Source organism: Phenylobacterium sp. (assembly GCF_030693625.1).
Classification (GTDB): Bacteria; Pseudomonadota; Alphaproteobacteria; order Caulobacterales; family Caulobacteraceae; genus Phenylobacterium; species Phenylobacterium ferrooxidans.
In genome coordinates this window covers 37643-61684 of sequence record NZ_JAUYAF010000018.1, presented here as the reverse complement: position 1 = coordinate 61684, position 24042 = coordinate 37643, and the positions used below count along the sequence as shown (strand labels likewise).

Below are 24042 nucleotides of genomic sequence, written 5' to 3'. Positions count from 1 at the left end.
CTTCAGGGCGGGAGACCGGGCCGAGGGCATTCGCCTGACGGCCGAACAGCTGACACTGGACCAAACGTCTCGCCGCGAATCTATCAGAACTTCACGGCGGTCCTGATCCGCGGCAAGCTGTACGATCAGGCCGAGCACTGGGCGAGGGTGGCCACGGAGCACCATCCCCGCGATCTTGAACTGTGGAATATTCTGGGCGTCGCGCTGCGCCGGCTGGGACTGCAGGCGGAGGGGCTCAAGGCCCTGGACCGCGCCATCAAGATCAATCCCAAGAACCTGACGCCGCAGATCAACCGCGGCAATATCCTGAATGATCTGAAGAACCCGGCGGCCATCGAGGTCTTCACCAAAATCCTCCGCCAGCAGCCGACCAACGCCGAACACCAGCGCTCGCTTGGGCGGGCCTACTGGTTCGCCGGCGAGTTGGACAAGGCCGAGATGCGCTTCAACCTGGCGGTCAAGCTTAAGCCCGACTATGTCGACGCCTGGCTGGATCTGACCTCGCTCGCCGCGGACACCAAGGGCGCCGTGGAGACCTTGCCTGTGCTGGAGCGGGCGGTCGCGGCCCTGCCCCACGAGCACCGAATGCACGGGTCCCTGAGGGTCATGCTGCGCCGCGCCGGGCGCAACAAGGAAGCCGAGACCTACTTCGCCGACCTTCTGAGCGAATTGGGCGAGCACGCCTGGATCCACTACCAGATCGGCCTGACCCTCGCCGACTTCTCTCATCAGCGTGCGCCGACTTTTTTTAGCGTGATCCTGCGACGGTCGAAGAACCGCCAGACCGCGGTGGTGCTAACCGGAACAACGTGCTCGCCTGCATCTTAGCCAGCATGATATCCGGCTGAATCCGCGCGCCACTGGGAATCCCCAACGGTTCAATCAGGTCGCAGAATGCTCTATAGCAGATTCCGATCACGTCGCATCGTACCCGGGGGCGGCGAAGTAATTGGCGCACTCGCTTGGGGTGAAGGCGTCGATGGCGTCAGCGATGGCGCGTTCGAGGCTGTAGACGGTGCGGACGGCGGCCTTGCGGAGCAGGGCCTTGAGCTGGGCGAAGGCGTTCTCGATGGGGTTGAAGTCGGGCGAGTAGGGCGGCAGCAGGCGCAACTCCGCGCCGGTCGCCTCGATGGCGCGGCGGACGGCGGCGCCCTTGTGGGCGGGCAGGTTGTCCATGATCACGATGTCGCCGGGGCTGAGGGTGGGGGCGAGGATCTGCTCCACGTAAGCCAGGAACCAGGCCGCGGTCATGGCCCGGTCCAGCACCATGGGCGCGGTCATCCCAGAAAGGCGCAGAGCACCGACGAAGGTGGTGGTCTTACAGTGGCCGTGATGCACGCTCATCCGCAGCCGCTGCCCCCGCGGCGCCCGGCCGTGGCGGCGCGCCATTTTGGTGGAGGCGCCGGTCTCGTCGATAAAGACCAGCCGCTCGGGGTCGAGGTCGGGCTGGGCGGCGAACCAGGCCTGACGGCGGCTCAGGACGTCGGCACGCGCCTGCTCGGCCGCATGCCCGGTCTTTTTTTGAACGTGATCGCGTGACGGTCGAAGAACCGCCACAGCGTGGAGACCGCCACGGCGATACCCCGCTCGGCCAGCGCCGAGCGCAACTCCACCAGGGTGATGTCGCCCCTGGCCTCCACCAGCGACAGGATCAGCGGCGCATGCGCCTCAATCCTCGCCGAGCGCTTGTCGCCGCCCAGGCGCTGAGGCCGCACGTCGCCCGTCCGCCGCCGCAGGCTGGCCCACCGGATCGCGCTGGAGATGCTGACCCCAAACCGCTCCGCCGCCTTGCGTCGCGACAGCCCGCCATCGACTGCCGCAACCACCCGCTCGCGAAGATCCAAAGAAAGAGGCTTGCCCATCACCGGCGGCCTCCTCACCGGCAGCCAGGGTGAATCAGACTCGCCGCTTCAAGGGAATCCCTCCCGAGTCATCCGGCTCGGAAAGTGCTCTAGGTGTTCAATCCCGAGGTCAAGTGGACGGGATCGAGCCTGAAGCGTTGCAGTTCATCTGCCCATGCCTTGCAGATGGCTTCGTAGGGTGTGAGGCCTCGTAAGGTCTTAAGCCGCCTGGCGAAGTTGTAGGCGTCCAGGAAGGCGGCGAGGTGGTCCTCAAGCTGCCTGTGGGTGTCGTAGCGAATTCGTCTGACGGTGGCCTCTTTGAGAGTCCGGTTCATCCGCTCGACCTGGCCGTTCGTCCAAGGGTGGTTTGGCTTGGTCAGGCGATGCTCGATGTCGTGCTCGTGGCAGGCACGGTCGAAGGGATGGCCGCGCCACATGGCCGTCGGTCCCGCACGGTTCTTGGGCAGGTCGGCGAACTGGATGCCATTGTCGGTGAGCACGGTGTGGTCTGATACGGGACGGCCGAGATCAACTCATCGAGGAAGGCTCTGGCCGCCATGCCCGTGGCGCGCTTCACCAGCCGGGCGAAGGCGTACTTCGATGTCCGGTCCACGGCCACGAAGAGGTGGAGCTTACCTTCCTCGGTCCGGACCTCGGCGATGTCGATGTGGAAGTAGCCTAGTGGTTAGCGCTTGAAGGGTTGCTTGCCGGGCTTGTCGCCGGCGATCTCGGGTAGCCGGCTGATGCCGTGGCGCTGGAAGCAGCGGTGCAGGGCTGAGCGGGTCAGGTGCGGGATCGTCGCCTGCAGGGCGTACAGACAATCGTCCAGCGGCAGCAGCGTGTGCTTGCGGAAGGCGACCACCACGGCCTCTTCCTCTCCCGTCAGTACCGTCGAGCGCGGCGCCTTAGGGCCCATCGGCGCGTCCTCAAGGAAGCTCCGCTTCCGCCACTTGGCGACGGTCTTGCGGTTGAGGCCATACCTCGCCGCTAGCTCTTTGAGCGGAGCCTTCGATCGCTGTATCGCCGCTCGGATGGCCTGCGTGGTCGTGGCGCTGCCGTGGAGTATCTGGCCCATAGCTCCTCCCGGTGTGAGCACTCAGCTAAACTGAGTCCCCTACACATCGGGACTGAACAACTAGGCCTTCACTGGCTTGCCGACGCTCAACAGGGTCAGGACCGCCACCCCGCCCACTAGCACCACCGGGACCATGGACTGGAACACCTGGTCGGCGCTGTACCCCGCCCCGCGCAGTTCGCCGGCGATCAGGGGGCCGGCGATGGACCCCAGGCGCCCCACCGCGATGGCCGCCCCGGCGCCGGCGGCCCGGACATGGACGGGGTAGTAGATGGGCGCAAGCGCGTAGAGCACATAGAGCCCCCCCACCACCGTGAAGCCCGCCGCGGCGGCGAAGCCGAAGGTCGCCGGCAGGGCCGTGGCCTGGGCCAGGCCGTACATGGCCCCGGCCAGCACCAGGAACACCGCCAGCAGCGGCCAGCGGAACCCGACCCGGTCCGCCAGCCAGCCCAGCAGCAGGGCGCCGATCACGCTGAAGGCGTTGAACCACAGGGACGCGGCGGCGCCGTCGGCGGCGGTGAAGCCCTTGGCCACCACCAGGGTCGGCAGCCAGTTGAGCAGCAGGTAGGTGACCAGCAGGTTCAGGCCGAACACGATCCAGATGAGAAAGGTGGTGACCGCGCGGCGCTCGGAGAACAGTCCCCGGGCCAGGCCGCGGTCGGCGGCGGGATCATGCTCGGGCCGGGTCTCCGGCAGCAGCCGCAGGATGACCGGGACCAGCAGCAGCGGCAGGGCGCCGCCGATCAGGAAGATCATCCGCCAGTCGACGGTCTCGCCGCCGTGACTGGCCAGCAGGGAGACCAGGGCCCCGCCCGCCGGCAGGCCGCAGAACATGCTGGTGGTGGTGGCCGCCCGTTTCGAGGGTGTGCTGATCTCGGTGGCGATGGCGATCAGGTTGGGCAGGGCCCCGCCGAAGCCGATGCCGGTGAGCAGGCGGGCCACCGTCAGGGTCTCGAAGCTGTTGGCGAAGGCCGTCGCCACCGAGAACAATCCGAAAGCCGCCACCGAGACCGCCAGCACCGGCTTGCGTCCTACCCGGTCGGCGAACCAGCCGCCGGTGATGGCGCCCATGACCAGCCCGATCATCGCCGCGCTGCCGGCCCACCCCATCTGGCCCGGGTTGAGCCCGAGTTCGGGCGCCATGTGCGGGGCCGAGACCCCGAAGGCCTGGATGTCGTAGCCCTCCAGGGCCGCGATGCAGAAGCAGATGGCGACGATGAAGCCCGGGCTCAGACGCTTGGCGGCGGTCATGGCCGATTCCCCCGTATTGGTTCCCCAGTGGCAGAAAGCCCGAAGGCCGCGTCACGCGCCAGTGGAGAAATTCGACCAGACGTCGCCAGCGCCGGGCAGCCAATTTCGGGCGCCAGACTGGAGGGGGGCTCGGCTCGTCAAGGCTTGGTTTGACGAACGAGTGATCAGGTATCGCGGTCTAGTAACCTTGGGGCGGCGAGGCCGCGGAGGCGGCCGGAGCAGCGGGGGGGCCGCTCCGGCCTGAAGCGCGACGGGATGGTGGAGCCCACTGTCACGCTCCAACCCTCTGGGGTTGGGACCTGGCCGCTATTGCGGCATCTCGTTGCCGACCTTGTCGAAGGTGCCACCGACCTTTTCCCCCAGCACGGACATGGAGGCGATCAGGACGACCGCGATCAGGGCTGCGATCAGGCCATACTCGATGGCCGTGGCGCCAGAGTCGTCGGCGATGAAGCGTTTCAGGAATTGGGTCATGCACACCTTCCCCTTCTGGGAGCGTCAGCGGACCCATGCCCGTGACACGATGGCGCAACTTGCCCCGGCAAGTTGAAGCAACCCTTTCCAATCACCCTTAAAAGGCGAGTAAGGTTGTGCCTCGACCCCGGCTCTTAACGGGTTTGAAGGTCTGTTCGGCCTAGGAACAGGGCCGAACAAGGAGAGGGAGCCGACATGGCCACCCGCGCATCCAGCTTCCACCGGCACGCGACCGATCACTTCGAGCCGCAGGATACCGACGACGACCCCCATGCTCAGCGTCGCATGCGCGGCCAGCTTGAGCAGATCGACTATACGGCCTTCGCCTCCAACACGGAGGTGATCGGCGCGGTGCTCGGACATGCCGACGCCCAGAAGTTCCAACGAATGGCGGTGGCCGCCGCCATGGCCCGCGCCCAGTGGGTCAAGGAGGCCCTGGCCTTGAGCGAGGCCATAAGCCCCAGCCACGAACAGATCTCGCGCCTGGGCCGTCTGCGCCAGGCCTATGAGGAGCTGGCGGAGGCGTATGAAGCCATGCGCCGTATGGTCGAGCGCGGCTATCTCCCCTATCAGGCCCCGGCCAAGCCCCCGGCCCGATGACCGACGGGCGGCGGTCCAGCCGCGCGGCCTGACCGGCGGCGACGCGCGTCCGGCGGAGCGCCGCACAGACCGGTTTCCTTAAGACCCGCTTCACCCGGCGCCCGTAGAATCAGGACGTGTCCAGCCAGGCCGCGCCATGAAGGTCGCACCCCTAGGGACGATCCCCACCGCCGCCCAGGTGCCGGCGCTCACGCCCGTGCGCCCGGTCACCCGCGTTCAGGGCGGCCAGCTGCTGCGCGAGATGCAGCGCGCCGTGGAGGCCGACGCGGTCGATCCGGCCCAGCCGGTCGAGGGGCCCACCCGGGTCGGGGCACCCAAGACCTCCACCCAGCCCGGCCTCGCGCCGCTCCTGCCCCAGACCCCGGCCCAGGCCACGGCCCAGGCCCTTCGCACCGCCCTGACCCGCCAGAGCGGCCTGGCGCCCCTGATGGCCGACCTCAACCAGGCCCTGCGCGCCCAGGTCCTCTCCCCGCCGGCCCGGGCCGCCGCGATGCAGATGCTGACCCAGCTGATCCCGCTGGACCCCGAGGTGCGGGGCGCCGATATCAAGCGCGCGCTGAAGACATCGGGCCTGTTCCTGGAAGCCAACCTCGCGGCCGATCCCGAGACCTCGCCGCTGGGCGGCGACCTCAAGGCCGCCCTGCTGGTCCTGCGCCAGGCGTTGGGCCCCGCCACTCGACGCCCGCCCGGCGCCACCCCTCGCCCGCCCTACGGCGGCGCGCCGACCTCCGCCCAGAAGGCGGCCATGCCCAGCCTGCCGCTGAACGCCAGCGCCGCCGCCATCGGCGAAGCCCTGGCCGCCGAGACGCAAGGCGCCCTGGCCCACCTGGATCTGCTGCAGCTCGCCTCCTTGCCCGAACCGGATAAGCCAGGCGAGCCCACCCGCTGGATGTTCGAGACGCCGCTGCAGACCCCCCAGGGACCTGGCGTTGCGCAGTTCGAGATCAGCCGCGATAGCCAGGGCCGCGCCCGCGACGAGGAGCGGGAGCCTCTGTGGCGGGCCCGGTTCTCGGTCGACTTCGAGCCGGTGGGCCCTATCGACGCCCAGGTGGCCTTCGACGGCGACCTGGCCCGCGTCAGCCTCTGGGTCCTGCGCCCCGACGCGGCCGAGCGCCTGCGCGCCGCCCAGCCCGTGCTGGCCCAGGCCCTGGCGGCCGCCAATCTGCAGCTGGAGCTGGCCATCCATTCGGGACCGCCGCCCGCGCCCACCACCAGCTCCGGGCGCCTGTTGGACCAGTCGGCATGAACAACGACCGCCGCCTCGCCGTCGCCCTGAAGTATGACGCCCCCGGCGCCCCCCGGGTGGTGGCCGCCGGCCGCGGCCTGGTGGGCGAGCGGATCATCGCCGCCGCGGAGGCCCATGGCGTGCCGCTGGAGCACAATCCCCTGCTGGCCGAGGCGCTCTCCAAGGTCGAGGTCGACAGCGAGATTCCCGAGCGGCTGTTCGTGGCCGTCGCCGAAATCCTCGCCTTCCTGATGCGCGAGGGTCCCTCGCCAGAGGCCTGAGGGGCTTGCAGCCGACCGGCTCTTTCCATCTAAGCCTGGGAGCTCCAGCAACATCGGCTGCTCCCACGCGTTGGGCGCGCGGAGGACCTCATGCGACTGTCGATCCAGGCCGACCTGACCTATAGCTTCGATCGGCCCTGCGAGGTTCTTTTGCTGCTGGAGGCCGCCCGGGCTCCGGACCAGGCGATCCACTCCGAGCGCCTCACCATAACCCCCGCCACCGAGATCGCCCGTCTGGACGACTCGGTCACCGGTGAGCGTCGTGCGGTCTTCACCGCGCACGGGGAGGTGACCATCGCCTACACCGCCAATGTTGAGCTGCTGGCCCGCGCGTCGGACCTGAAGGGATGCGCCGCCACCGCCATCCGCGACCTGCCCGGCGAGGCCCTGCGCTACCTGCGCGCCAGCCGCTACTGCCCCTCTGACCGCTTCGAGGCCTTCGTCGCTGAGGAGTTCGGCAAGCTCGATGGCGGCGACAAGGTCGCCGCCATCGTCGACTGGATCGGCGGACACCTCACCTATGAAGTCGGCGCCAGCGACGCCATGACCACCGCCATGGACACCTTCGTCGACCGCGCCGGTGTCTGCCGCGACTTCGCCCACCTGGCCATCAGCCTGTGCCGCGCCGCCGATATCCCGGCCCGCGCCGTCAGCGCCTATGCCTGGAAGCTGGAGCCGCCGGACCTGCACGCGGTGGCCGAGGTCTATCTGGGGGGCCGCTGGCGGCTCATCGACGCGACAGGCCTGGCGCCCATCGATGGACTGGTGCGGGTCGCCACGGGCCTGGACGCCGCCGACATCGCCTTCATGACCATCTTCGGCAGGGCCAACCTGATCTCTCAGAGTTTCACCGTCGGGAAGATCTAGGCATGACCCTGGACGCCATCGTCATCGGCGCGGGACCGGCCGGACTGGCCGCCGCAATCTACCTGGCCCGGTTTCGCCGCCAGGTCCTGGTGCTGCACGACGGCGACAGCCGGGCCGCCTGGATCCCCCGCAGTCACAACCATCCGGGCTTTCCGGGCGGGATCGTCGGGGTGGACCTGCTCGACCGGACGCGCCGCCAGGCCGAGGCGTTCGGGGCGCGGATCGAGGAGGCCCAGGTCACCGGGCTCGGCGTGGACGGCGACGGCTTCACCGTCATCACGGCCGACCGGTCCCTGTCGGCCAGGTCGGTCATCCTGGCCACCGGGGTCGTCGACCGCCTGCCCGAACTGCCCGGCGTGGAGGCGGCGGTGCGTCGATCCCTGGTCCGCATCTGCCCGATCTGCGACGGTTTCGAGGTGGCTGGCCAGGCCGTGGCGGTGATCGGTGACGGCGCCCTGGGCGCGGGCGAAGCCCTCTTCCTGCAGAGCTATTCCGACGACATCACCCTGATCCATACCGGCGCCGCCGGAGACCTGCCGGACGGCGAGCGCCAAGGCCTGGCCAAGGCGGGCGTTCGCCTGATCGAGGCGCCGATCCAGGAGGTCACCCTCGACCATGACCGGCTGACCGCCTTGGCCTTCACCGAACAGGGCAAGGTGGAATTCGATGCGGTCTACACGGCGCTGGGGATTGATCCGCGTACGGACCTCGCCATCCAGGCTGGTGCGCGGCGTTCCGAAGATGGGCGCCTTATCGTCGACGACCACCAGGAGACCACTGTGCCCGGCCTCTACGCGGCCGGAGACCTGGTCCGCGGCCTCAACCAGATCAGCACCGCCCAGGGAGAGGCCGCGATCGCCGCCACCGCGCTGCACAATCGACTGCGGGAAATGTCGGCGAAATAGCCGCCAACTCACCGAACAAGACTCTTTGCTGCATTGCAGCAACGATCCATGCTGCACCTGCGTTGGATTCCTGTCAGCCTCCTTTAGCTGGCCTGAAAGGTTCGACATGCGTCCTCTCTCCGACACCCTGATGCGGATGACCGCCTTCCGAGAAGCCGGGGCGGCCATCGGGTCTCGCGCCGGTTCCGACCGGTTGAACGAGCTCACCGGTTTTGGCGGCAATCCAGGCGCGCTGCGCGCCCTGGCCTATGCGCCGCCCGGCCTGGCCAGGGGTGCGCCCCTGGTCGTGGTGCTGCATGGCTGCACCCAGAGCGCGGCGGAGTACGACCTGGGCTCGGGTTGGTCGGCCATGGCCGACGCCGCGGGCTTCGCCGTCCTGTTCCCCGAGCAGGCGCGCGCCAACAATTTCAACCTCTGCTTCAACTGGTTCGAGCCCGGCGATGTCCGGCGCGGCAAGGGTGAGGCGGCGTCCATTCGCCAGATGATCGAGGCGATGATCGGCCAGCACGGCCTCGACCGCCGCCGGGTCTACATCACCGGCCTCTCGGCGGGCGGCGCCATGGCCAGCGTGATGCTGGCCACCTACCCGGAGGTGTTCGCCGGCGGTGCGGTGATCGCGGGCCTGCCCTACGGGGTCGCGGCCTCCGTGCCCGAGGCCTTCGACGCCATGCGGGGCCACGGCGGTCCCGGCGAGGCCGCCTTGCCCGCCAAGGTGCGCAAGGCCAGCCAGCACAAGGGCCCCTGGCCGAGCATCTCGGTCTGGCATGGCTCCGCCGACCACACGGTCAGCCCGTCCAACGGGGAGGCGATGCTCAGCCAATGGCGCGGCGTCCACGACCTGGATCCCGACCCCAGTCACACTGAAGTGGCGGCCGGACACACCCGCCGCGTCTGGCGGGACGCCAAGGGCCGCGCCCTGCTGGAGCACAACCTGGTGGCCGGCATGGGCCATGGCGTGCCGTTGAAGCCGGACGGGTCGGCCGGCGGCGGCGTGAGCGGCGCCTACATGCTGGACGTCGGCGTCGCCTCCACCCGCGACATCGCCGCCAGCTGGGGCCTGATCCATGAGGCGGAGGCCGCCGTCGCGCCGCGTCCGGTCGAGGCGCCGCGGGCCGTCCGCACGCCGCCCCCGCCCAGGCCGGCCCAGGCCGCGCCCGTCCTCCCCAACGTGTCGGCCATCGGCAAGGTGATCGAGGACGCTCTGCGCACCGCCGGTCTGATGAAGTAGCCGCCCGCGCCGCCGCCACCGGTCAGGTAGTCCATATTATGGACCATTCGGACGCAACGCCCCGCTCAGACTAGGCTTACCTCTTCATCCGGCGCCTAAACCTGAGTCGCCGACGGAGGGGCTGATGCTGATCCTGTTGGGGGTGGCGGTTGTGGTGGCGGGCTTCGCCGCCGGGTTCAATCCGCTGCTGGTGGTGATGGTCTCGGCCGTCCTCACCGGCATGGCCGCGGGGCTGTCGCCGCTGGAGGTCCTGGCCGCCTTCGGCAAGGCCTTCAACGAAAACCGCTATGTCAGCGCCGCCCTGCTGGTCCTCCCCGTCATTGGGGTGCTGGAGCGGGCGGGCCTGCAGGAGCGGGCGCGAGCCCTGATCGCCGGCTTCAGAAGCGTGACCCTTGGCCGCCTGCTGATCGGCTACCTGCTGTTTCGCCAGGTCACCTCGGCGCTCGGCCTGACCTCCATCGCAGGCCACGCCCAGACTATCCGGCCCATCGTCGCCCCCATGGCCGAGGCCGCCGCCGAGAGCGAGGCGGGCGAGCTCCCGGACGAGGCCCGCCAGGAGGTGCGGGCCATGACCGCGGCCACCGACAATATCGGCCTGTTCTTCGGCGAGGACATCTTCCTGGCCATCGGCTCCATCCTGCTGATGGTGGGCTTCCTGGCCCAGAGCGGCATCGTCGTCGAGCCCCTGCAGCTGTCGATCTGGGCCATCCCGACAGCCATCGTCGCCTTCGCCATCCACACGCTCCGGCTGGTGCTCTTCGAGCGCAGGCTGAAGGGGCGCGGAGCATGATCAAGCTCGGCTTCGTCTACCTCCTGGCGGGTCTGGTGTTCGCCGCCTTCGCGATGCTCAGCGCACGGGACGCCACCAATCCCAAGCGCTGGATGAACACCGGCTTCTGGGGTCTGTTCGCGGTCAGCTTCCTGGTGGGCGACTGGCTGGGAGACCTCGGCAACGGGGTGCTGGTGCTCTGCATGGCCCTGATCTCGGGCCTCGGCGGCCTGGGGCGCGGGGAGCCCGACGGCTCGCCCGAGGCCCGCAGGCTGTCGGCGGAGAGATGGGGGAACAGGCTCTTCATCCCGGCCCTGGTGATTCCCGCCACCGTCCTGATCGGAACCCTGGGTCTGCAGCACGTTTCCATCGGTGACCTGCCCCTGTTCCAGGCCAAGCAGGCGACCCTGATCTCCCTGGCGCTCGGAGCCGTGCTCGCGGTGATCACCGCGCTCATCCTGTTGCGTCAGCCGGCCATCAGCCCGCTCCAGGAAGGCCGCCGGCTGATGGACACCGTGGGCTGGGCCGCGCTCCTTCCGCAGATGCTGGCGGCGCTCGGCGCGGTCTTCGCCCTGGCCGGCGTCGGCAAGGTGGTAGGCGACCTGGTGACCGCCGCGATCCCCATGGACGGACACCTCGCGGCTGTGGCCGTCTACTGCCTGGGCATGGCGCTGTTCACGATCGTCATGGGCAACGCCTTCGCCGCCTTCCCGGTGATGACCGCGGGGGTCGGCCTGCCGTTCCTGATCGTCAAGTTCGGCGGCGACCCGGCCGTCGTCTGCGCCATCGGCATGCTGTCGGGGTTCTGCGGGACCCTGATGACGCCCCTGGCCGCCAACTTCAACATCGTGCCCGCCGCCCTGCTGGAACTGAAGGACCGCCACGCGGTGATCCGCGCCCAGATCCCCACGGCCGCCCCCCTGCTGCTCGCCAACATGGTGCTAATGTATGTCCTCGCCTTCCGCTAAGCTGACCGCCGAGATCGCTTCGCGCTTCGCCCGCATCGCGCTGGGCCATGTCGCCCGCGAATATCCCAACAAGATGGACCACGTCCTCGATGGGCCCGGCGACGCCGTGGGACCCCGCGCCCTGCACCCCATATTTTTCGGCAGCTTCGACTGGCACTCCTGCGTGCACGGCTACTGGACGCTCGCCACCCTGCGCCGCCTGCACCCGGAAATCCCCGAGGCCGCCGCCATCGACGACCTGTTCGCCGGCGCCTTCACCCCCGACAAGGTCGAGGCCGAGCGGGCCTATCTGGACCGACCCTCGAGCCGCGGCTTCGAACGCCCCTATGGCTGGGCCTGGCTGCTGATGCTGCAGGCTGAGTTGATCCGTCACGACGATCAGGTCTGGGCCCGTCGCCTGGCCCCGCTGGCTGAAGCCTTCGCCGAGAGGTTCCGCAGCTACCTGCTCAAGGCCACCTATCCGGTGCGAACTGGCGTCCACAATTCCACGGCCTTCGCCCTGGCGCTCGCGGCCGACTACGCCAGCGGCACGGAAGATGTGGCCCTCGAAGGTCTGCTACGGGACACGGCGAGGGCCTGGTACGGCGGCGATGGCAACGCCGCAGCCTGGGAACCCTCCGGCGACGACTTCCTGTCCCCGACCCTGATGGAGGCCGAGGCCATGCGGCGGCTGCTGCCTGTCGTGGAATTCCGCACCTGGTTCGCGGGCTTCCTGCCGGACGCCGCCAAGGGGCTGCCCGCCACCCTGTTCACCCCCGCCACGGTCAGCGACCGCAGCGATGGGAAGATCGCCCATCTGGATGGCCTGAACCTCAGCCGCGCCTGGTGCTGGCGAGCGATCTCGGAGAGCCTCGATCCGGACAATCACCTGCGCGCGGCGGCCCACGCGGCGGCCGACCGCCACTTGGCGGCCAGCCTGCCCCACGTGGCGGGCGACTATATGGGCGAGCACTGGCTGGCCAGCTTCGCCCTGCTGGCCCTGACCGCCTAGACCTGCCTGAGGATACGTCTGAGCGCCGCCACCATCTGGCAGCGGTGGACCGGGCGAACTCGGCCCCTAAGCGCCACAGCCGACACACAAAACCAGATCACGACAGTGGCCCGAATTGGGCGTAAAGCTTGGCGGTTGGCCGCTTTCGCGGTCGAACGCAAAGAATCCTGGCGTCCGGGATCGGACCTGCTTTCGCTCATGCCGACCTCCCTGCAGGGAATCGAAGACGCGCAGACGCTCGCCCAGGCGATCGTGGACACGATTCACGAGCCGCTGCTGGTCTTGGACGCCGAGTTCCGGGTCCTGGCCGCCAGCCGGTCCTTCTACGCCATCTTCCAGGTCGATCCCGAGCACACCATAGGCCGGCCGCTCTACTGGCTCGGCGATGGTCAGTGGAACATCGCGGCCCTGCGGGTGCTGCTGGAGACCATCATTCCCGAGCGAGTGGCCATGGACGGGTTCGAGGTCGAGCATGACTTCCCAGGCCTGGGCGCGCGCACCATGCTGCTCAACGCTCGCAAGGTGATCTATGAGCGTAGCGCCAACACCACCATCCTGCTGGCCTTCACGGACATCACCGCGCGCCGCGCGATCGAGCGCGAGAAGGAGGAGCTTCTCGAGCGCACCGAGGACCTGCTGGCCCAGCAGCAGACCCTGTTGCAGGAGATGCAGCATCGGGTCGCCAACAGCCTACAGATCATCGCCAGCATCCTGATGATCAAAGCCCGCGCCGTGACGTCCGAAGAGACCCGCCAGCACCTGAGCGACGCCCACCAGAGGGTGATGTCGGTGGCCGAGGTTCAGGCTCATCTTCACGCCTCGGGCGGCGTCGAACGCATCGAGGTGGGGGGCTATCTCACCAAGCTGTGCGCCAGCCTGGCCAAGTCGATGATCGGCGAGGACCGGCCGATCATCCTTGAGGTCGTCGCCGACGGCGGTGAGATCGGCTCCGACAAGGCCGTCAGTATCGGCCTGATCGTCACCGAACTGCTGATCAATGCGGTGAAGTACGCCTTCCCGGCCGGCACGCCCGACGCCCAGGTGATGGTGACCTACACGAGCGCCGGCGACGGTTGGACCCTCACCGTGGCCGACAATGGCGTGGGCAAGACTCCGGACGCCGCGCCGGGCAAGCACGGCGGCCTCGGCACGGTGATCGTCGACGCCCTGGTCAAGCAGCTTGGCGCGACGATGAGGGTTCAGTCGGTCGGAGGGGTAAGCGTCTCCATCACCCACGCCGCCTCAGTCTTGATCCCCCAGGCCGCCTGACGCCTACTTCTGGCGGGCGTCATAGGCCTCGAAGCCGCCGCCCTCGCGGGCCAGCTTCACCAGCAGGGCGGCCGGCTTGCGCTCAAGGCGGCCGGCGCCGTCTAGCACGCAGCAAGACGCCGCCCGCATGACACGGGCGGCGCCGCATCCTTCCCAGGCCTACTTCTTCTTGGCGGCCTGGACCTCGATCTCCGACAGCATGCCCGGCGCCACCAGGGCCGCCACCTGCATGGTGACCCGGGCCGGCTTGTTGGGCTGCTCGGCGGTCCCGAAGAACTGCTTGTAGGCCTCCATCATGCCGGCGAAGTCCATGCCGCCGCCCTTGGCGGGATCACCGACCAGATAGACGCGCATCATCACCACGTCGCCCATGGTGTAGCCCTGACCCTTCAGGACATCCTCGATGCGCTTCAGGACGCCAATGGTCTGGGTCTTGGTGTCGCCGAACTGCACCGGGGTCCCGGCGGGCGCGCCGGGGTTCAGCGGCGGCGGAGTCATGCCGCTGACATAGATGGTGTCGTAGCCGGCGGGCACGACGGCGGCCTGCAGGATGGCGCTGGTGGGGGCGCCCACCCGCACGATGCCGTCAGCGGCGGCGGCGGGCGCGGCGGCGGCGGCCAGCACAGGCAGGAGGGCGGCCAGGATCAGTCTGCGCATTTGGAGGTCTTCCTTCATGTGGGCGCCGGCGGGCGGCGAGGCGTGGCCACCTTGGGTCAGGCGGGCGGTGATGTTCAAGCCATGCCCTTGGCCCGGCGGCGCGATCTGATCCTTTGGCAGGGCCCAAATCGCTCGGAAAATGTCCTGTCTGATTAAACCACAAGCACGAACCGCTCAGTTACGTAGCAGTTATCGTGATCCACCGCACGGCCCCATTAGGTCTTCGTCCAGTTCATACTGGAAAATTGGCGCGCGCCATCGATTCCGTGCCCGAATATCGCGCACCATTTGCGCCGAACACCCAAAATATGACGACATGGAGACCACTAGGTCTCGTCTCGTTGACAGAAAAAAGGATTCGTGTGGACCTCTTACTGTCAGATAATTTTACCTGAAGACGTCGTCGGTAATATTTTTTGACGAGAGAGACAATAAGAACACGATGAGGAAACGTTTCGCGCGGGCGATCTCAATTTACGCGTGAATTCATCGGTATGAGCGTCTTCAGTTTAGATTATGACTCTGATGCGGCCATATCGGCCGGGCGTCTCGCGGCCTTCTGCGCGGATATTGAGTAAATCATACCAATTATTCTGGGCGAATACCGGAGACCAAGGGCGTCAGCCCATCTCCGGAGCGTCCGTCAACATCCCGGCGCCTGAGCACACAGGCGTGCGGGGAACCTTGCGGCCGACTTCAGCCGCAACTGAACGAGGGGGCCTACCAATATGAAATCCACAACCCGCAACGCATGGCTGGCGAGCGTCTCGCTGGCTTCCGTCCTGATCGCTGGGGCCGCGTCCGCCCAGACCCTGGCCGCCGGGGCGGCGGAGGTCGACGAGGTCATTGTCACCGGCACGCGCCAGACCGGCCTGAAGGTGGAAGACAGCGCCGCGCCGGTCCAGGTGGTCGACACCGCCGCCCTGACACGGACCGGTCAGACCGACCTGCGCGTCGGCCTGGCCAACCTGGTGCCCTCCTTCAACGCCCAGGCCTTCGGCGGCGACACCGCAAACCTGACCCTGTCGGCGCGCCTGCGGGGGCTGTCGCCCAACCACGCCCTGGTGCTGATCAACGGCAAGCGCCGACACACCACCGCCAACTTCGCCGTGCTGTCGGGCGCCTATCAGGGCGCGGCGGCCACCGACCTCAGCTTCATCCCCATGGCCTCCATCGGCCGTATCGAAGTGCTGACCGACGGCGCCGCGGCCCAGTACGGCACCGACGCCATCGCCGGCGTCATCAACGTCATCCTCAATAAGAACAACGAAGGCGGCTCCATCTCCGCCACCGGCGGCGAGTACATCGACGAGGGCGGCAAGACGGCCGCCATCTCCTTCAACCTCGGCGCCGCGCCCACCGAGAACAGCTGGCTGAACCTCACCGCCGAAACCAAGTACCACGGCTTCTCCAACCGCGGCCTGCCCGACCAGCGCGTTTTCAACCCGGCCAGCCCTAGCTACTCGGCGGCGCACTTCGCCGTCGAAAGCAAAATCCCCGGCTTCCCCAACCTCAATCTGATCTCGGGCGACGCCGAGTACCGGCTGAGCAACCTAGCCTACAACGCAGGCGTCGACATCACCGATGACCTGGAAGTCTATTCCTTCGCCTCCTACGGCCACAAGGACGCCTCGGCCTACGAGAACTATCGCCGCTACAACCGCGTCACCGGCCGGATGGGTGCCACTGACCGCCCCTATCCCCAGGGCTTCAGCCCGCGCGAACGCATCATCGAGGATGACTATGCCGGCACCATCGGCATCTCCGGCGTCGTGGGCGGCTGGAATTTTGATCTGAGCTCCACCTACGGGGTCGATGACATCGAGGTCCGCGTCGAGGACTCCATCAACGCCAGCCTCTATGTCGACACCTCCACCACGACGACCAAGGGCTCTTCCCCCACGTCGTTCCACGCCGGCTCCTGGACCACCACCCAGCTGACCAACAACCTGGACATCTCCAGGGAGTTCGATGTCGGCATGGCGGCTCCCCTCGCCGCGGCCTTCGGTTTCGAAAGCCGCCGCGAGACCTACGAAATCGGGGCTGGCGACCTCGCGTCCCGCTACAAGGAAGGGTCGCAGTCCTATCCGGGCTTCGCCCTGACCGACGCCGGCAAGCACGACCGCGACAGCTGGGCGGTCTATGCCGACCTGGCCGGTTCGCCGGTCGAGGGCCTGCAGCTCGACGCCGCCCTGCGCTACGAGCACTTCAGCGACTTTGGCGAAACCACCGTCGCCAAGCTCACCGGCCGCTACGACTTCAACGACGCCATCGCGGTCCGCGGCACCGTCAGCACCGGCTTCCGCGCCCCGACCCTGGCGGAGTCCTTCTATTCGGCCACCAACGTCTCGCCGACCTCGGCCTTCGTGCAACTGGCGCCCAACTCGCCGGCAGCGCGCCTGCTGGGCATCGACGCCCTGAAGCCGGAAGAATCCACCAACTACAGCATCGGCATCGTGGCCCATCCGCTCCCGGCCATGACCCTGACCATCGACGCCTATCAGATCGAGCTGACCGACCGCATCTTCGGCTCCAGTTCGCTCTACGGCACGCGCGGCGGCGTGCTGGCCTCGCCGCAGGTGCTGGCCGCGATTCTCGCCAACGGCAATGTGCTCGACCCCACGGTCACCACCACGGGGATCAACATCTTCTCCAACGGCCTGGACACCCGTTCGCGCGGCGTCGACATGGTGATCTCCTATCCCACCGACCTTGGCGACTACGGCCGGATCGACTGGACCCTGAGCGGCAACTACAACACCACCAAGGTCACCAAGGTGAAGGCGCCGCCGGCGCCGCTCACCACCCCCAGCGTGCCCTATCCGGCCGGCCAGACCCTGTTCGCGGGGAACGCCAAGTCGCTGCTGGAGACCGCCTCGCCCAAGTACAAGGTCGGCCTGAACGCGCTCTACACCTTCGGCGCCTTCACCGTGAACCTGACCGAGACCGTCTACGGCAAGTCCTCGGCCCTTTCGGATCCTGGCACCGGCCCCCTGCTGCAGACCTCCATCGGCACGACGGCGATCACCGACCTTGAGGTCTCCTACAAGTTCGCCGATGCGGTCACCGTCTCGATCGGCGCCAACAACCTGTTCAACAAGTACCCCGACGAGCTTTCGGCCCAGTACCAGGCCGCCTGCGTCGCCTCCGGCGGCGGGTGCGTGGCCCAGTACCCCACCTACTCACCCTTCGGCATCAACGGCGGCTACTATTACGGCCGGGTGACCTACGCCTTCTGACCAAGGTTTCCGGAGAGCGTGGAAGGGCGGCCCCCGGGGGCCGCCCTTTTTCGTTGCGTCAGGCCTCCGCCAGCGCCTTGCCCATGCGGATCAGCGGCACCTTGAACCCTGTCGAGGTGTCGGCCTCGAAAGGCTCGATGGTCTTGTAGCCGGCGGCCCGGTAAAGCGGCTCGCCGGAGAGGGTGGCGGCCATCTCACAGCGGCCGAAGCCCTCGGCGGCGGCGGCGGCCTCGCAGGTCTCCAGGATCATCTTGCCCACCCCGCGGCGGGCGAAGTCGGGATGGGTGTACATGGCGCGGATGCGGGCCGGCTCGGTGGCTGGATCCACCAGGCCTGAGTCGCGCCCGGCGCTGTGATCTCCGCCGAACAGGGTGGCCCGTCGGCTCCAACCGCCGCAGCCGGTGATCGGGCCTTCGGCCTCCACCACGAAATAGGTCCCGTCCTCGATCAGCTGGGTGTCCAGCCCCATGATCTCGAACGACGCCGCCACCCCCTCCGGCGGTAGGTAGGCCGCCAGATGGATATCGATCGCCTGCTGCATCAGGGCGCGCAGGGTCTCGATGTCGCCAGAGCCCGCCTTGCGAATGGCCAGGGCTCCCCGTGGCGCGGCCACCACCGCACGGGCCGCATCGCCCCGATCGATGTCGCTCGTCGGCATACACACCCCAAACCGTGTTCCAGGAGAATTCCTCGCCACACTGACGAGCAAGGCCAGACCAATTGAATACCACGGGTACCTGTCCTGGACTCCGCGGGACGACACCGCGGCCCTAAAGCCGCGGATGCCGTTCTAGCTCTTGATGAAGGTGGCGGCTTGGGGACAGTCTCTCCCCATGAGCCTGCCGCCCCTGCCCACCCAGCCCGCCGGGACCCCGTGGCCGACGGAGGAGTGGCCGCTTGGCCTCTTCCCGCCCGGCTTCGACCGCCTGCGCCTCGATGACCTGATGGCCGAGCAGTTCGACCAGCTGGCCTTCGGCGAAGCCCACGCCGTGGTGATCATCCGGGAAGGCCGGCTGATCTTCGAGCGCTATGGTCCCGAGCACGGGCCGGACAAGACCTGCCTCTCCTGGTCCAAGGCCAAGAGCATCACCCACGCCCTCACCGGCCTGCTGGTGGGGGACGGCAAGCTGGACATCCAGGCGCCCGCCGATGTGCCCGAGTGGAGGGACGCCGGCGACCCGCGCGGCGCCATCACCCTGGACTACCTGCTGCGCATGTCCTCGGGCCTCGAGTTCTCGGAGGTCTATGAGCCCGACAAGCCGTCGGACACCATCGCCATGCTGTGGGGCGTGGGAAAGGACGACGTGGCCCACTACGCCGCCGACAAGCCCCTGCTCTACGCGCCCGACCGCCACTTCTCCTATTCCAGCGGCACGACCAACATCGTCGCCCGCGTGCTGGCCAGGACGCTGGACGCCTACGGCCCCGACTTCGAGGCCTTCATGCGCGCGCGGCTGTTTGCGCCGCTCGGCATGACCAGCCCGGTCCCCAAGTTCGATCCGGCCGGGACCTTCATCGGCTCGTCCTTCTGCTTCGCCACGGCCCAGGACTTCGCCCGCTTTGGCCTGCTCTACCTGCGCGGCGGGGTGTGGGAGAACCAGCGCCTGCTGCCCGAGGGCTGGGTCGACTATGCCCGCACGCCCACCTTCCAGCAGGAGGGCGTCACCGACGGCCCCTATGGCGCCCACTGGTGGTTGGGCCTGGGCGGCCCTGGCTCCTTCTCCGCCAACGGCCATGAGGGGCAGTTCACGGTGGTGGTCCCCGAGCTAGACCTGGTGGTGGTGCGTCACGGCAAGACGCCGACCGAGCGGAAGGACGACCTCAAGGCCTGGCTGGCCGAACTGGTGGACTGCTTCCGGCCGTGAGCTTCGCCGCCGTTCTGCTGGTCCTGCTGGGCGTCGCCTTCCTGCTGGTCCGCAATCGGTTGAACGATGGCGCGGTCCCCAGGGCGCGCAGCCTGCTGGTCGCGGGTGCGCCCAGGACGGTCTTGGCCATCTGGGCCCACCCCGACGACGAGATCACCAGCGCCGGAACCCTTGCGGCAATGGCGCGCGACGGGGCTCAGGTGATCTTGATCTACCTCACCCGAGGCGAAGCCGCCCGCGATACGGGCTATGGCCGCGAGGACCTCGCGCGGGTCCGCGGCCTTGAGGCCCAGGCCGCCGGGGCGACGCTTCGCGCCCATGCGGTGGAGGTCTTCGAATGGCCCGACGGCGGCCTCTCCGCCACCGACGGCGAGGCGGTCAAGGGCGTGCTCCGTAAACGGATTGCCCAATGGAAGCCCAGCGTCCTGATCAGCTTCGACGAGCGGGTCGGCTACTACGGCCACCCCGACCACGTCGCCGCCGGTCGCTGGGCCCGCGAGCTGGCGCAGGAAGACAACTCCGTGCGCCGCCTCTACCAGGCGACCCTGCCCAGGGCCCTGATCAGGATCGCCCTGAAGCTGGTGGCCGCCTTCCGCAACAACTATCCCACCGATCCGGCGGCCGGCCTGCCCGCCCCCACAGTGGCGGTCCCGGTCGCCCGTTTCGCCACGGCCAAGCGGCGCCTGCTGGACGTCCACGCCAGCCAGGCCAAGGTCATCGCCGACGTCCAGCCCGGCTACGACAGGCTCCCGGCCTGGCTCTACTACCGCCTGTTCGACCGGGAGTATTTCACGCTGGCGTTCAGCCGCTAGTCGGGGTCACCCTTCAGCACCCTCTCCCGGTGCGCCAGTGCCACGGTCGCCGGCATGCTGGACCACCCCTGCAGCAGAGACCCCCGCCCCCAGGGCGGCGAGAAGTATTCCACCGCGCCCATCCAACCCTGGCTCAGGCAGAACTCCCACCACCGCACCATGGGATAGCGCCAGCCGGGCAGGCCGCGCCGCAGCCGCTCTCCAGCATAGAGGCCGTCCAGCCACGGCCAGTCGGAGCCGTTGTGGTAGCGGAACGGGAACACCGTCTTCGACCTCAGATCGCCGCGCCGGCTGAAGGGCGGATAGGCGCAGAGCATGCCCCAGTCGCCGAACCCCTGGCGGTCGTTGTGGCGGCTCTCCAGGCTCTGGCGCACGCGTTCCAGCACCTCCAGCGCGTCGGCCTCCGGCACGGCGTCATGCCGAAGCAGGGTGAGGCTGTCGAGGGTCAGGTGATCCTCGGCGACGCCGGCCGGGACGTCGAGATAGTCGGGATAGCCGCCGTGTGGCCGCTTCATCTGGGCCGCCACTGCAGCCCGCGTCTCCACCGCCGTCGCCTTGGCCTCCGCAGCCAGCTCCGGGTCCTGCGCCGCCCCCAGCTCGGCGATGGCGTCCAGGGCGCCGACCCACAGGCCGATGTCGTAGCTCACCAGGCCCGAGCGATAGACGTTGTCTGCCCAGTCACGATCGTGGCGCGGCTTCACCGGCAGGCCGTCCGGCGACAGGGCGACATAGCGCTCGTAGATCGCCCTCACGAAGGGCCAGTTGCGGTCCACCGGCTCCACATCTCCGGTGGCGCGGACGTAGTCGCCCAGGGTCAGGATGAAGAACAGTGGGCTATCGAAGTGATCGCTCCACCAGTCAGCCCGGCGCCTGTGGATCCAGTCGAAGCCCAACACCGTGCTGCGCAGCGCCTCCCAGGCATGGGCCATCTCCGGACCTGAGACGATGACCCCGCTCGGGGCCTCGCCGTCGGGCTGGACACCGGCCGCCAGCAGGTCGATCTGGGCATGGACCACGGCGGGCGCGGCCTTCAGGAGCAGTTGCAGGGTCCAGTAGCCGTCGCGGAAATAGGTCCGGGCAGGGGCGCTATAGGCCAGGCCCGCGGCCAGGCCATCGAACCGGCCGCGTTCGTCACGGCGCACCGACGACAGGGCCGCGTGGGTTCCCTGCATGACCATGGAGCGCAGCACGGGGTCAGCCTCGGAAAGTCGGTCGCAGCGGAGGGCGTAGTGCTCGGCCTCGGTGACGATGGTCTCCACCGACAGGCCCAGACCGCGCTCAGCCTCGTCCAGATCCGCGCCTGCCGAGACAATCAGGTCGGGTCCCCGCGACTCCAGCAGCACGAGCGCCCAGGGCAGGTCGATCCGCCGCCGCGCGCCCTTGCGCGAAACCCTGGATTTGGGGTGCGCCGTGCGGTCCCAGGGCGCGCACTTCCGCGCCGGCGTGAAGCCGCGATAGGTCACGCCCCGCAGCAGCAGCACCGGGTCCGACTGCGCGGCATAGGCGCCGCCGCTCGGCGTCGTCACCAGGTTCGGCGCGTGGACGAAAGGCCCGGCGAAGGCTGAGAACCGCAGCCGCCCCAGATCGCCCGCCCCCCACAACGCCAGCTCCAGCCGCCCATCGGGATGCAGCTCACCCTGCAGGCGCGGCCCCATGATCGGCAGCAGCACCGGGACCTGGCTCTCCACCCGCCCGTCGGGGCGCGGGGTCAGCATGGCGCGCCGTGGGCGGCGATGGCGATCGCCAGCTCGTCGCGCATCATCTGCTTCAGCCGCTCGGGCCCCAGGATCTCCACCTTGTCGCCCCAGGTGAACAGGTGCCAGGCCAGCTCCCGCATGCCGCCGGCGTGGAAGGTGGCGAGCACGCCGCCGTCCGGCAGGGGTTCCAGCCTCTGGGTCGGGTGGAAGCGCCAGCCCAGGGCTTCGTCGGCGCCATGGGGAAGGATGCGCAGCCGCACCTCCTCCACCGCGTCCTGGTAGATGCCGAAGGAGCGCTCCACGAAGGCCTGCAGGGTGAAGTCCTCGGGCTTGGCGCCAAAGGTCTCGGTGACCTCCAGGTCGGCCACCCGGTCCAGCCGCCAGGTGCGCGGCTCCTTCGAATTACCCTCCGCCCCCACCAGATAGTTGGACCGCCCAAACAGCACCCCAAACGGCGTGATCTCCCGCACCCGCCCTGGCGTCGAGCCGCCCTGGTAGCGGAATCGCAGGCGGCGCAGGGACTTGATTGCGTCGCGGATGGCGCCCAGCACGCTCTCGTCCTCGAAGGGTCGGGGGCCGGCGTGGATGGAGATGGCCTCGGCTTCCAACAGGGCCTCCAGGTCCGGGGCGAGCTTGCGGCGCACGCCCGCCTGCATGGCCGACAGCACCTTCTGTTCCAGGTTCAACAAGGCGGCCGCCCGCCCGGTTGCGCCCATGGCCCGGAACTGTTCGGCCGCCGCGTGCAGGGCGGCGAACTCATCGGCCGTCGGCGCCTGGAAGATGCCGTCCAGGCCCGAGGGAATCTTGAACCGCTTGGTAGGGGGGTCCTCGATCTCCTCCGTCTGCGGGAAGGCGTCCCGCACGGCGTCGCGCATCCGCTCAGCGGTGCGCCGTCCCACCCCCATGGAACTTGCGATCTCATCAAGCGTCATTCCCTCGGCGGAAGACGCCAGGAGACGCGCCAGTTCGAGTAACCGAGTCGCCTTTTCGTGCCGCAAAGTCGGCCCCCAGATTTGTACGTCCGTTTCTGACGCACCGGCATCCTACCTTGATGATGCCGAAACGAAAGGAGCCACACATGCCCAACGTCGCTCAACTCCGCCGCCCCCGCGCTGTCCGCTCCGAACCGCTGTTCCTGTTCGACGTCCGCCGCCCGGTGGAGGCCGCCAACGCCGACATGATCGCCAAGGTCATCACCCACGCCGACATCGCAGTGCGCCAGGCTGGCGGCCGCATGAAGCTGCGGGTCTCCGAGGAGATGGTGGAACGCCTCCAGATCCAGGGCCGTCTGGCCTCAGGCGACCACCGTCTGGCCGATCTCACCGTGGTCTGGGACGAAGCCGAGGGCGAAGTGGTCAGCGTCCGCGACGACGCCCGCCTGCGCGACGCCAACGCCCGCTTCGCCGAATGGGACTCCCTCTGGGACGAGGCCAGCTACGAGTTCGCCGATGAGCGCCAGTCGGTGGCGGCTTAGACCACTTAGGCCTCGTCGGCCTTGGCGGACGCAATTCCAGCCGGCGTCAACGCCATCGTTTCGGGTAGGCATATGAACTTCATGGGCGTTCCGTCGCGCAGATACCGATCCAGTTCGCGCACCCTAGTCTCCGCCGTGTCCATTTCCTTGGCAAGGTCACGGCTCCATCGAAACCACTCCCCGTCGCTGTCATTCAGGCCGAACCATCGCGGCGGTCCACGATAGATCCGCCCATTCATCCAGGCGACGTAGCCGGTCGGCGACGACGCGCGGGTCTGTGGTCATCCACTCGATCACGAAGCGACCATCGTAAGAGTTCGACCAGCACAGACCGACTTGGTCGAGATGCCCTTCCCTCATCCGCCGCCAGCCCAGACGACTGCGCGTGGACTTCACGGGGAGGTTTGCCCCGCGCCGCAAACCGAGTTCCTTGAGCACTGGGTAGAGACGGGCATGCGGCCTGCTCAATGTCGGCCGTTTTCCTTCGACAATAGCGATCAAGCGATCCGCTCATGGCCATCCGTCGGGCTGATTGATTGAACGCGCCGGCAGTC

The 24042-nt window shown here is 68.3% G+C and carries 23 protein-coding genes and 1 pseudogene; 15 read left to right on the top strand and 9 right to left on the bottom strand.

Features of this window, described 5'->3' with window-relative positions; all coding sequences use genetic code 11:
• Positions 1–78 precede the first annotated feature (78 nt).
• Positions 79–828: a tetratricopeptide repeat protein gene (locus Q8N10_RS02805; RefSeq protein ID WP_370690194.1), complete on the top strand. Its 750-nt coding sequence runs from the start codon at positions 79–81 to the stop codon at positions 826–828.
• Positions 829–915: 87 nt separating this feature from the next.
• On the opposite strand, the gene Q8N10_RS02800 is transcribed toward Q8N10_RS02805, so the two are convergent.
• The 4 genes and pseudogenes from Q8N10_RS02800 to Q8N10_RS02785 form a co-directional block, all read right to left on the bottom strand.
• A protein-coding gene (locus tag Q8N10_RS02800) for an IS630 family transposase (RefSeq protein WP_304777014.1) occupies positions 916–1862 on the bottom strand; the annotation gives its coding sequence in 2 pieces (ribosomal slippage) (positions 916–1526 and positions 1526–1862; 948 coding nt in all).
• An 89-nt stretch (positions 1863–1951) separates the two neighbouring features.
• A pseudogene (locus Q8N10_RS02795) lies at positions 1952–2916 on the bottom strand (IS481 family transposase).
• Positions 2917–2976: 60 nt separating this feature from the next.
• The gene (locus Q8N10_RS02790; protein ID WP_304777013.1) at positions 2977–4167 is read right to left on the bottom strand and encodes an MFS transporter; all 1191 of its coding nucleotides are present in this window, start codon (positions 4165–4167) and stop codon (positions 2977–2979) included.
• 306 nt (positions 4168–4473) lie between these two features.
• The gene (locus Q8N10_RS02785; protein ID WP_304777012.1) at positions 4474–4641 is read right to left on the bottom strand and encodes a Flp family type IVb pilin; all 168 of its coding nucleotides are present in this window, start codon (positions 4639–4641) and stop codon (positions 4474–4476) included.
• A gap of 195 nt (positions 4642–4836) precedes the next feature.
• On the opposite strand from Q8N10_RS02785, the gene Q8N10_RS02780 reads away from it, so the two are divergent.
• The 10 genes from Q8N10_RS02780 (at position 4837) to Q8N10_RS02735 (ending at position 13744) form a co-directional block, all read left to right on the top strand.
• Positions 4837–5241 (top strand): hypothetical protein, encoded by a 405-nt coding sequence (locus Q8N10_RS02780; RefSeq protein WP_304777011.1) that lies wholly within the window; start codon positions 4837–4839, stop codon positions 5239–5241.
• A gap of 136 nt (positions 5242–5377) precedes the next feature.
• Entirely contained in the window at positions 5378–6487 is a 1110-nt protein-coding gene (locus Q8N10_RS02775; protein WP_304777010.1) for a flagellar hook-length control protein FliK, read from the top strand.
• Positions 6484–6747: an EscU/YscU/HrcU family type III secretion system export apparatus switch protein gene (locus Q8N10_RS02770; RefSeq protein ID WP_304777009.1), complete on the top strand. Its 264-nt coding sequence runs from the start codon at positions 6484–6486 to the stop codon at positions 6745–6747. Before Q8N10_RS02775 ends, Q8N10_RS02770 begins: the two co-directional genes overlap by 4 nt.
• 90 nt (positions 6748–6837) lie before the next feature.
• Complete coding sequence (locus Q8N10_RS02765) at positions 6838–7614, top strand: transglutaminase family protein (RefSeq protein WP_304777008.1); 777 nt, start codon at positions 6838–6840, stop codon at positions 7612–7614.
• Between the two features lie 2 nt (positions 7615–7616).
• Positions 7617–8519 carry an NAD(P)/FAD-dependent oxidoreductase gene (locus Q8N10_RS02760; RefSeq protein WP_304777007.1) on the top strand — a complete coding sequence of 301 codons (903 nt, stop codon included), beginning with the start codon at positions 7617–7619 and terminating at the stop codon, positions 8517–8519.
• 106 nt (positions 8520–8625) lie between these two features.
• Positions 8626–9747: a PHB depolymerase family esterase gene (locus tag Q8N10_RS02755; protein ID WP_304777006.1), complete on the top strand. Its 1122-nt coding sequence runs from the start codon at positions 8626–8628 to the stop codon at positions 9745–9747.
• A gap of 124 nt (positions 9748–9871) precedes the next feature.
• Positions 9872–10537 (top strand): DUF969 domain-containing protein, encoded by a 666-nt coding sequence (locus Q8N10_RS02750; protein ID WP_304777005.1) that lies wholly within the window; start codon positions 9872–9874, stop codon positions 10535–10537.
• Positions 10534–11484: a DUF979 domain-containing protein gene (locus tag Q8N10_RS02745; protein ID WP_304777004.1), complete on the top strand. Its 951-nt coding sequence runs from the start codon at positions 10534–10536 to the stop codon at positions 11482–11484. The genes Q8N10_RS02750 and Q8N10_RS02745 overlap by 4 nt, the downstream gene beginning before the upstream one ends.
• Positions 11465–12475 carry a DUF2891 domain-containing protein gene (locus tag Q8N10_RS02740; RefSeq protein ID WP_304777003.1) on the top strand — a complete coding sequence of 337 codons (1011 nt, stop codon included), beginning with the start codon at positions 11465–11467 and terminating at the stop codon, positions 12473–12475. Before Q8N10_RS02745 ends, Q8N10_RS02740 begins: the two co-directional genes overlap by 20 nt.
• A 198-nt stretch (positions 12476–12673) precedes the next feature.
• Positions 12674–13744, top strand: a complete 1071-nt coding sequence (locus Q8N10_RS02735; RefSeq protein ID WP_304777002.1) for a sensor histidine kinase — start codon at positions 12674–12676, stop codon at positions 13742–13744.
• A 159-nt stretch (positions 13745–13903) separates the two neighbouring features.
• Here Q8N10_RS02735 and Q8N10_RS02730 read toward each other — a convergent pair whose 3' ends face one another.
• Positions 13904–14401: a RidA family protein gene (locus Q8N10_RS02730; protein ID WP_304777069.1), complete on the bottom strand. Its 498-nt coding sequence runs from the start codon at positions 14399–14401 to the stop codon at positions 13904–13906.
• A gap of 728 nt (positions 14402–15129) precedes the next feature.
• Here Q8N10_RS02730 and Q8N10_RS02725 point away from each other — a divergent pair.
• Positions 15130–17640: a TonB-dependent siderophore receptor gene (locus tag Q8N10_RS02725; RefSeq protein ID WP_304777001.1), complete on the top strand. Its 2511-nt coding sequence runs from the start codon at positions 15130–15132 to the stop codon at positions 17638–17640.
• Between the two features lie 58 nt (positions 17641–17698).
• Here Q8N10_RS02725 and Q8N10_RS02720 read toward each other — a convergent pair whose 3' ends face one another.
• Entirely contained in the window at positions 17699–18298 is a 600-nt protein-coding gene (locus Q8N10_RS02720; protein WP_370690192.1) for a GNAT family N-acetyltransferase, read from the bottom strand.
• Between the two features lie 175 nt (positions 18299–18473).
• Here Q8N10_RS02720 and Q8N10_RS02715 point away from each other — a divergent pair, with 175 nt between their 5' ends.
• Entirely contained in the window at positions 18474–19505 is a 1032-nt protein-coding gene (locus Q8N10_RS02715) for a serine hydrolase (RefSeq protein WP_304777000.1), read from the top strand.
• Positions 19502–20317, top strand: a complete 816-nt coding sequence (locus Q8N10_RS02710; RefSeq protein WP_304776999.1) for a PIG-L deacetylase family protein — start codon at positions 19502–19504, stop codon at positions 20315–20317. The genes Q8N10_RS02715 and Q8N10_RS02710 overlap by 4 nt, the downstream gene beginning before the upstream one ends.
• Here the strand turns inward: Q8N10_RS02710 and Q8N10_RS02705 are convergent.
• The gene (locus tag Q8N10_RS02705; protein WP_304776998.1) at positions 20314–22032 is read right to left on the bottom strand and encodes a hypothetical protein; all 1719 of its coding nucleotides are present in this window, start codon (positions 22030–22032) and stop codon (positions 20314–20316) included. The genes Q8N10_RS02710 and Q8N10_RS02705 overlap by 4 nt on opposite strands.
• Entirely contained in the window at positions 22026–23012 is a 987-nt protein-coding gene (locus Q8N10_RS02700; protein WP_304776997.1) for a YafY family protein, read from the bottom strand. Before Q8N10_RS02700 ends, Q8N10_RS02705 begins: the two co-directional genes overlap by 7 nt.
• A gap of 80 nt (positions 23013–23092) precedes the next feature.
• On the opposite strand from Q8N10_RS02700, the gene Q8N10_RS02695 reads away from it, so the two are divergent.
• Positions 23093–23488 carry a hypothetical protein gene (locus Q8N10_RS02695; RefSeq protein ID WP_304776996.1) on the top strand — a complete coding sequence of 132 codons (396 nt, stop codon included), beginning with the start codon at positions 23093–23095 and terminating at the stop codon, positions 23486–23488.
• 189 nt (positions 23489–23677) lie between these two features.
• Here the strand turns inward: Q8N10_RS02695 and Q8N10_RS02690 are convergent, their stop codons facing one another.
• Complete coding sequence (locus Q8N10_RS02690) at positions 23678–23989, bottom strand: hypothetical protein (protein WP_304776995.1); 312 nt, start codon at positions 23987–23989, stop codon at positions 23678–23680.
• Positions 23990–24042 lie beyond the last annotated feature (53 nt).

Coding starts and splice junctions, on each gene's coding strand:
- Q8N10_RS02790 (WP_304777013.1), bottom strand. CDS start 4,167: ATGACCGCCGCCAAGCGTCTGAGCCCGGGCTTCATCGTCGCCATCTGC.
- Q8N10_RS02785 (WP_304777012.1), bottom strand. CDS start 4,641: ATGACCCAATTCCTGAAACGCTTCATCGCCGACGACTCTGGCGCCACG.
- Q8N10_RS02780 (WP_304777011.1), top strand. CDS start 4,837: ATGGCCACCCGCGCATCCAGCTTCCACCGGCACGCGACCGATCACTTC.
- Q8N10_RS02775 (WP_304777010.1), top strand. CDS start 5,378: ATGAAGGTCGCACCCCTAGGGACGATCCCCACCGCCGCCCAGGTGCCG.
- Q8N10_RS02770 (WP_304777009.1), top strand. CDS start 6,484: ATGAACAACGACCGCCGCCTCGCCGTCGCCCTGAAGTATGACGCCCCC.
- Q8N10_RS02765 (WP_304777008.1), top strand. CDS start 6,838: ATGCGACTGTCGATCCAGGCCGACCTGACCTATAGCTTCGATCGGCCC.
- Q8N10_RS02760 (WP_304777007.1), top strand. CDS start 7,617: ATGACCCTGGACGCCATCGTCATCGGCGCGGGACCGGCCGGACTGGCC.
- Q8N10_RS02755 (WP_304777006.1), top strand. CDS start 8,626: ATGCGTCCTCTCTCCGACACCCTGATGCGGATGACCGCCTTCCGAGAA.
- Q8N10_RS02750 (WP_304777005.1), top strand. CDS start 9,872: ATGCTGATCCTGTTGGGGGTGGCGGTTGTGGTGGCGGGCTTCGCCGCC.
- Q8N10_RS02745 (WP_304777004.1), top strand. CDS start 10,534: ATGATCAAGCTCGGCTTCGTCTACCTCCTGGCGGGTCTGGTGTTCGCC.
- Q8N10_RS02740 (WP_304777003.1), top strand. CDS start 11,465: ATGTCCTCGCCTTCCGCTAAGCTGACCGCCGAGATCGCTTCGCGCTTC.
- Q8N10_RS02735 (WP_304777002.1), top strand. CDS start 12,674: ATGCCGACCTCCCTGCAGGGAATCGAAGACGCGCAGACGCTCGCCCAG.
- Q8N10_RS02730 (WP_304777069.1), bottom strand. CDS start 14,401: ATGCGCAGACTGATCCTGGCCGCCCTCCTGCCTGTGCTGGCCGCCGCC.
- Q8N10_RS02725 (WP_304777001.1), top strand. CDS start 15,130: ATGAAATCCACAACCCGCAACGCATGGCTGGCGAGCGTCTCGCTGGCT.
- Q8N10_RS02720 (WP_370690192.1), bottom strand. CDS start 18,298: ATGCCGACGAGCGACATCGATCGGGGCGATGCGGCCCGTGCGGTGGTG.
- Q8N10_RS02715 (WP_304777000.1), top strand. CDS start 18,474: ATGAGCCTGCCGCCCCTGCCCACCCAGCCCGCCGGGACCCCGTGGCCG.
- Q8N10_RS02705 (WP_304776998.1), bottom strand. CDS start 22,032: ATGCTGACCCCGCGCCCCGACGGGCGGGTGGAGAGCCAGGTCCCGGTG.
- Q8N10_RS02695 (WP_304776996.1), top strand. CDS start 23,093: ATGCCCAACGTCGCTCAACTCCGCCGCCCCCGCGCTGTCCGCTCCGAA.